Origin of the sequence: [Clostridium] clostridioforme AGR2157 (assembly GCF_000424325.1) — a bacterium.
GTDB classification, from domain to species: Bacteria; Bacillota; Clostridia; order Lachnospirales; family Lachnospiraceae; genus Enterocloster; species Enterocloster clostridioformis_A.
Map to the genome: position 1 here is coordinate 22,581 of NZ_AUJR01000059.1, position 6,512 is coordinate 29,092.

Sequence of the window (6,512 nt, forward strand, 5' to 3'; positions counted from 1 at the left end):
CATGGATATCCAGACTTGCAGGTTCCCGCCCCACAGGATTCCCGGTCCGAAAACAGAAATATAACAAAAAATCCCGTCAGGCAAAACGCCTACGGGACCAAGATTTAACAAACTGGGCTACAAGGATTCGAACCTTGAAATGACGGAGTCAGAGTCCGTTGCCTTACCGTTTGGCGATAGCCCATCAACACAACGAAATATATTATATTATATAGTCCGCATTTCGTCAAGTGCTTTTTTCATTTTTTTATTTTTTTATCCAATTTTTATCCTATTTTCCGGTTCAATCTTCTGTTTTTTACTGAAGCCACGATTCAGGGCGTTTTATACGCTTTTCCAATCCCTGCCCCTTTTTCTCACCGGGAACATCTGAGCAGCTCCTGAAGCTTTTTCATGGATCGGTTATACTTTGACAGTACCGTGGCTAACGGCATCTGAAGCGCCTCCGCCACTTCCCGGTGCTTCATGCCTGCGGCTGCGTGGAGAAGCACAATCTGGCGCTCCTCGCGGCTGATTCGGCCCAGGGCGTCAAGCAGCACCTTGCGGTCCGCAGCCTGTTCCAGGGGAGCGCAGTACTCCCCCTCCTCCCTCTCAGCCAGGTCCTCCAGTGCCACATCCGCCTTCATCTTCTGCTCCCTGAACCGCATGTAGCAAAGGTTCCTGGCTATGGTGAACACCCATGCCAGAGGCTTGCCCTGGGGAACATAGGAACCTGCCTTAGTCCATACGGTAAGGTAGGTATCCTGCATCACATCCTCGGCCTCCTCCGGATTCCTGGTCAGAGACAGGATAAAGCTGTACACAGGCCTGGCCGTGTCCTGGTAAAAGAGGTGGAACGCCTCCATATCCCCATCTCCCATGGCCTCTATCATCTCCTCCTGTGACATCCAGCGTCCCCCTTCCAGGACCAGCCCGGCGCCCATATCAAGCTTACTCCCGGCTTTCCGAGATAAAGCTGTTTTCCATGGTTATGACGCAGCAGCAGCGCCTGTCTTTTTTCGCCACGTCCTCAGTGATCCTTGCTTTCAGTTTACCCAGAACCGATGGCTTATATTCCCTGGGAACCACCAAATCAAAAATCAGGTTGATGCGCTCCACGCCGTCCACCATCCTGAAGTCGTGAAACGTAAGCCTGCTGTCTATGCCGTCCAGGACAGACGTCACTAACTCCTTAAACTCCACTACCCTCTCGTCGTGGGTCTCCACCGGGTCCATGTGGATGACCAGCAGAATTCCCAGCCGCCTCATAGCCTCCCGCTCAATGCGGTCAATGATTTCATGTGTGCGCTCCACGTCGCAGTCATTGGGTACCTCTGCATGAATGGATGCCATGCTTCGTGAAGGACCGTAATTATGTACAATCAAATCATGACTGCCCACAATTCCGTCAAAGCTCTCCACAAAGCTTGTTATTTTGTCATAAATCTCAGGGTCAATGGCCTCCCCAATCAGAGGCGCCAGGGTATCCTTGGCTATGTTCACGCCTGCAATCATGACCACCACAGACACGATGAGTCCCACGATACCGTCCACATTCAGTCCCAGCGCCCCGTAGATTACGATGGAGCATATGGTGGTGGAGGTAGTGGCCACATCGCCCAGGGCGTCTGCCGAGGTGGCCAGCATCACTTTGGAATTGATACGCTTTCCCAGCTTTTTATTAAAACAGGAAAGCCACAGCTTAATGCCCACAGACATAAAAAGTATCAGTATGGATATCCACCGAAAGCTCATATCCTCAGGATGCAGTACCTTGCCAAAGGAGGTCTTGAACAGGGAAAATCCCACCTGTATGACCAGGAAGGCCACGATGAAGGCCGCAATATATTCTATCCTGCCGTGACCAAAGGGATGATCGTCATCCGCTGGCTTTTCCGCCATCTTGACTCCCACGAATCCGATAATGGATGAGGCTGCATCCGACAGATTATTGAATGCATCTGCCATAACAGATATACTGTGCACCAGGATTCCGATACAAAGCTTGGATACAAAAAGGAGCAGGTTGCAGCCGATTCCCACCATACTGGTCAGCGTCCCGTAAGCCGTCCTTACCTGTACATCCTCCACATTGTCATGATTTTTTACAAACCTTCTCACTAAAAATTCAGTCATATCAAATCACCATACTCCACATTTTCCAGGAATAAACCTTCGGGCGGGGCGGTAAAACCAGCGACAGAGCGGTCCCTGGCCTCCAGGATGTCGGCCATTTCCTCCGGCTTTCGCTTGCCCAATCCCACCTCCATAAGGGTGCCTGATAAAATCCGTACCATCTGCTGCAAAAACCCATTGCCCGTAAAGGATATATGGATTCTGCTGCCCATCCGTTGAAAGCAGATGGATTCAATGGTGCGGATTGTTGATTTCTTCATTTTCTTATTGCCGCAGAAGCTTTTATAATCATGGGTTCCCGTGAGGATTGCCGCTGCCTGTTCCATCTTCCCCACATCCAGTTCCTGACCTAAGCCATAGTAATAATGGCGCTCAAACACATTCTTTTTCAAAGCTGTCTCTATCTGGTAGCGGTATGTCTTCCTCGCCGCATTCAAGCGGCTGTGAAACCGCTCCGGCATCACACATGCCCTTGTAACGGCAATGTCCTCCGGCAGGTACCGGTTCATATAATCCAGAATCGCATCCGGCTCCATCCTCTTAACCAGATGGAAGTTAGCCACCTGGCCTTCTGCGTGGACACCTGCATCTGTCCGGCCTGAACCGTGGACCTCCACCGGACTGCCTTCCAGCTTTTCCAGAACCGCCTCCAGCTTGCCCTGGATAGTCCTGTCCGTATTTCCCTGCTTCTGCCAGCCGTCGTATCTGGTGCCGTCATAGGACAGCCACACTCCTATATTCATTCTCTGCCTCCCTGCCTTACAGGTCCCTTCTTCTTCCGCAGGCAGCACAGCACCCCTGCGGTAATCGCCATCCCCACGGCTGCCCCGCTCATATCCAGCCACACATCGCTTATCTGACCGGACCGCCCTGCTACAAAGAGCTGGATGGTCTCATCCACAAAGGGAACCATAAAAATCAGCATCAGTGCATCCCTGTTAAATATCCTATGTCTTCCATATAATCCGTACGCCTTGGCCGTCAATCCTCCCAGCACCGCATACTCCGCAAAATGGGCTGTTTTCCTGATGATGTGCTCCGTCAGCCACAGATGCTCCCAGCCCAGGGATTCCATGGCTCCTTGGACATTCGCCAAAAGGAAGCCGCTTTCCTGGGAAGAGATGGAGGCCGGCGTCAGTGAATTGCCGTATATGAAGCATATATAGACCAGTATCACCACATGCCACCGGTTCAATGCGAGCCTGTTTCTGTTCTCTGGCATTTACCGTTTCCCTTCTGCTGAAAGGACGCCGCTTTCCCTGACAGCCCTTATGGCCTTATTGAGCATTTCCTCATCCTGAACCAGAGCCAGGCGCACATATCCCTCACCGGAGGGACCAAAAGCACTGCCGGGCGTGACCATTACCCCGGCCCGCTCTACCAGTTCCATGACAAACGCCTCTGAGCTGGTATAATGCTCCGGAATGGCGGCCCACACAAACATGGTGGCCTCCGGCCGCTCCATCTTCCACCCAATGGATGTAAACCCGTCGCACATAATATTCCTGCGCGTCTCATATGCCTGTCTTGTAGCCTGCACACAGGACTGGTCCCCTGTAACCGCCGCAATGGCGGCAGCCTGCACAGGAAGGAACATACCGTAATCCATGTTGGATTTAAGCAGCTTCAGACGTGACACCACCTGGGAATTGCCCAGGCAGAATCCGATTCTGGCTCCGGCCAGTCCGTATGTCTTAGACAGGGAATTAAATTCCACGCCTATTTCCTTTGCCCCCGGAAATCGCAGGAAGCTCCCGCATTCCTTCCCGTCGAAAACCAGGTCGCTGTAGGCATTGTCGTGGAGCACGATGATGTCATATTTCCTGGCAAAGGCTATGAGTTCCTCATAAAATGAATCCGGCGCCATGGCAGTGGTTGGGTTATTGGGATAGGAAACCACCATAAGCTTGGCCTTCCTGGCCACGTCCTCAGGTATCTCGTCCAGACGGATGATATTTCCATTTTCCTTTCTCTGGGGCATGTAGTGAAGTCTGGCACCGGCTATCTGCGGGCCGTCACCAAATACAGGATAACAGGGGTCTGGCACAAGCACCACATCCCCCTCGTCCACAATGGACAGCGCGATATGGGCCAGTCCTTCCTGGGAGCCCAGCAGGGAACATATCTCTGTTTCAGGGTCCAGTTCCACTCCATAACGGGTTTTATACCATCCGCTGACCGCCTCCAGCAGCTCCCTTCTGTCACTGATGGCATACACGTAGTTAGACGGCTCTGCCGCGGCCCTGCACAATGCCTCCATGATATGGGGCGCGGGCGGTATGTTAGGAGCTCCTATGCTGAGATCGATGATCTCCTCTCCCCTTGCAGCCTTTTCCTTCTTAATTTCAGCCAGCTTTGAAAAGATTCCCTCTCCAAACCGGTCCATCCTTTTTGCAAATTCCATATTACTCATCCTCTCTGTATATCTGTAACTGTATATTCCTGACAGTCCATATACTGCTCCCAACTGCCGGCTGCCGGATTCCTAAAAACCCTGTTCCTTACTCATTTCGCCTATTATAGTATAATTTTCCAGATATGACAAGGGTCCGGTACCATGAATGAATGATTGATTTATCACAAAACGGCGGAAGTCCCCACCAGAGGATTTCCGCCGTAATCAAAGATTCCATACCAATCTACATAAGCATGGCTTTCACCTGCTCCCCTGCCTTTAACCCGCCGCTTCCTGCCGGGATATCTACCAGACAGTTACAACCGGCCATGCTGGACAGCATACCCGAAGAATGGCGTCCCTCAGGCAGCCATACCTTTCCGTCCTCTATCTTCCCTCTCACCAGGCGCCTGGAAGGAGAAGCCTTGGGAAATGGGCTTTTCAGTATTCCAATTAAAATCTCCGGTTTCCACTGCGCTCTTCCACGCATCCGTTCCAGGACCGGCCTAACCAGAACCTCAAAGGTGGCTGCCGCCGCAAAGGGATTTCCTGACAGGCAGAATACAGGCTTGTCCTCCACTATCATTGCCAGCATGGGGGACCCCGGTTTTACATTGATTCCGTGAAACAGCACGTCCGCTCCAAGGACTTCTGCCACATAGGGCATACAGTCCCGTACCCCCACCGATACACCGCCGGTGGTAATCAGGGCATCGCATTCAGTCAATCGTTTTCTGATTTCCTGTGCCAGCTGCGCGGTATCATCTCCTCCGCGGCCGAAAAGCAGGGGCTTCATTCCCAGCTCCTTTATCCTGGCTGTAAGAAGAGGTCCATTGCTGTCATAAACCTTTCCCGGCTCCAGGGGAGTTCCCACAGGCACCAGCTCATCTCCCGTGGCCATGATGCCTGCCACAGGTACGGAATATACCTGTATGGACTCAATTCCCTGGCTTGAGAGAATTCCTATGTGGGAAGAACGTATCTCCGTTCCCTTTTCCATAAGCAGGGCTCCCCTGCATGTATCCTCACCCTTTTTACAGTAATTTCCATAAGATATGACGGATTGGTATATCTCAACAGATTCGCTTCCCTCGTCAGTCCGCTCCTGCATGATAACGCCGTCCGCTCCCTCCGGTATAGGGGCGCCTGTCATAATTCTGGCTGCCTCCCCCGGCCCTATCTTTAATTTAGGATACATGCCGGCGCAGATATGCTCGATTACATTCAGTCTTACCGGATTCTCCTCTGATGCCCCTGCCGTGTCCTGGCTTCTGACTGCATAGCCATCCAATGGGGACCGCGGAAAGGGGGGCTGGTCCATAACTGCATATATATTTTCGGCGCACACTCTTCCCAATGCTTCTGTTACCCATACAGTCTCGGTCTCCTCCGTAATCTTAATCTTCCTGAGGCGTTCCTGGGCCTCCTCCAACATGATTGGATTCCTCTTTCTCATCTGCTTCCTCTCCCATGGCAAATTATAAGCAAAAAAGCCGGGAAACCCTGATGAATCAAGGCCCAGCCAATAAAACAAAAAAAGCGCGAGACGGGATTCGAACCCGCGGCCCCCACCTTGGCAAGGTGGTGCTCCACCCCTGAGCCACTCGCGCATTTAGTACATATACATTTATAATCATGATACGTACCCTCAAAACCGCATATTGAATTCCAATTGTTCCACAAACCTTCTTTTCCCTTAACCTTTTGGATAAGCCCTCGACCGATTAGTATTAGTCAGCTCCGTACATTACTGCACTTCCACCTCTAACCTATCTACCTCGTCGTCTTCAAGGGGTCTTACTCGCTTTCGCGATGGGATATCTCATCTTGAGGGGGGCTTCACGCTTAGATGCCTTCAGCGTTTATCCCGTCCAGACTTGGCTACCCTGCCATGGCCTTGGTAGGCCAACAGGTACACCAGCGGTCTGTCCATCCCGGTCCTCTCGTACTAAGGACAGCTCCTCTCAGATATCCTGCGCCCGCGCCGGATAGGGACCGAACT

Annotated in this window: 6 protein-coding genes, 2 tRNA genes and 1 rRNA gene; all 9 read right to left on the reverse strand. The window is 52.0% G+C overall.

Annotation, left to right across the window (positions count from 1 at the left end; translation table 11 throughout):
- Nucleotides 1-112: 112 nt before the first annotated feature.
- Nucleotides 113-184: transfer RNA gene (locus G614_RS0120135), tRNA-Gln, on the reverse strand.
- Nucleotides 185-356: 172 nt separating this feature from the next.
- Nucleotides 357-923, reverse strand: a complete 567-nt coding sequence (locus tag G614_RS0120140) for an RNA polymerase sigma factor (protein WP_027643393.1) — start codon at nucleotides 921-923, stop codon at nucleotides 357-359.
- 7 nt (nucleotides 924-930) lie between these two features.
- The gene (locus tag G614_RS0120145) at nucleotides 931-2,115 is read right to left on the reverse strand and encodes a cation diffusion facilitator family transporter (protein WP_027643394.1); all 1,185 of its coding nucleotides are present in this window, start codon (nucleotides 2,113-2,115) and stop codon (nucleotides 931-933) included.
- Nucleotides 2,112-2,858 (reverse strand): tRNA pseudouridine(38-40) synthase TruA, encoded by a 747-nt coding sequence (gene truA / locus G614_RS0120150; protein ID WP_027643395.1) that lies wholly within the window; start codon nucleotides 2,856-2,858, stop codon nucleotides 2,112-2,114. The genes G614_RS0120145 and truA overlap by 4 nt, the downstream gene beginning before the upstream one ends.
- On the reverse strand, nucleotides 2,855-3,337 hold the full coding sequence (locus tag G614_RS0120155) for a VanZ family protein (RefSeq protein WP_027643396.1): 483 nt from the start codon (nucleotides 3,335-3,337) through the stop codon (nucleotides 2,855-2,857). The genes truA and G614_RS0120155 overlap by 4 nt, the downstream gene beginning before the upstream one ends.
- On the reverse strand, nucleotides 3,338-4,519 hold the full coding sequence (locus G614_RS0120160) for an aminotransferase class I/II-fold pyridoxal phosphate-dependent enzyme (protein ID WP_044918393.1): 1,182 nt from the start codon (nucleotides 4,517-4,519) through the stop codon (nucleotides 3,338-3,340).
- 235 nt (nucleotides 4,520-4,754) lie between these two features.
- Entirely contained in the window at nucleotides 4,755-5,945 is a 1,191-nt protein-coding gene (glp, locus tag G614_RS0120165; RefSeq protein ID WP_027643398.1) for a gephyrin-like molybdotransferase Glp, read from the reverse strand.
- 103 nt (nucleotides 5,946-6,048) lie between these two features.
- Nucleotides 6,049-6,120, reverse strand: a tRNA-Gly gene (locus G614_RS0120170).
- A gap of 94 nt (nucleotides 6,121-6,214) precedes the next feature.
- Nucleotides 6,215-6,512: ribosomal RNA gene (locus tag G614_RS0120175) — 23S ribosomal RNA — on the reverse strand; the annotation flags it as partial.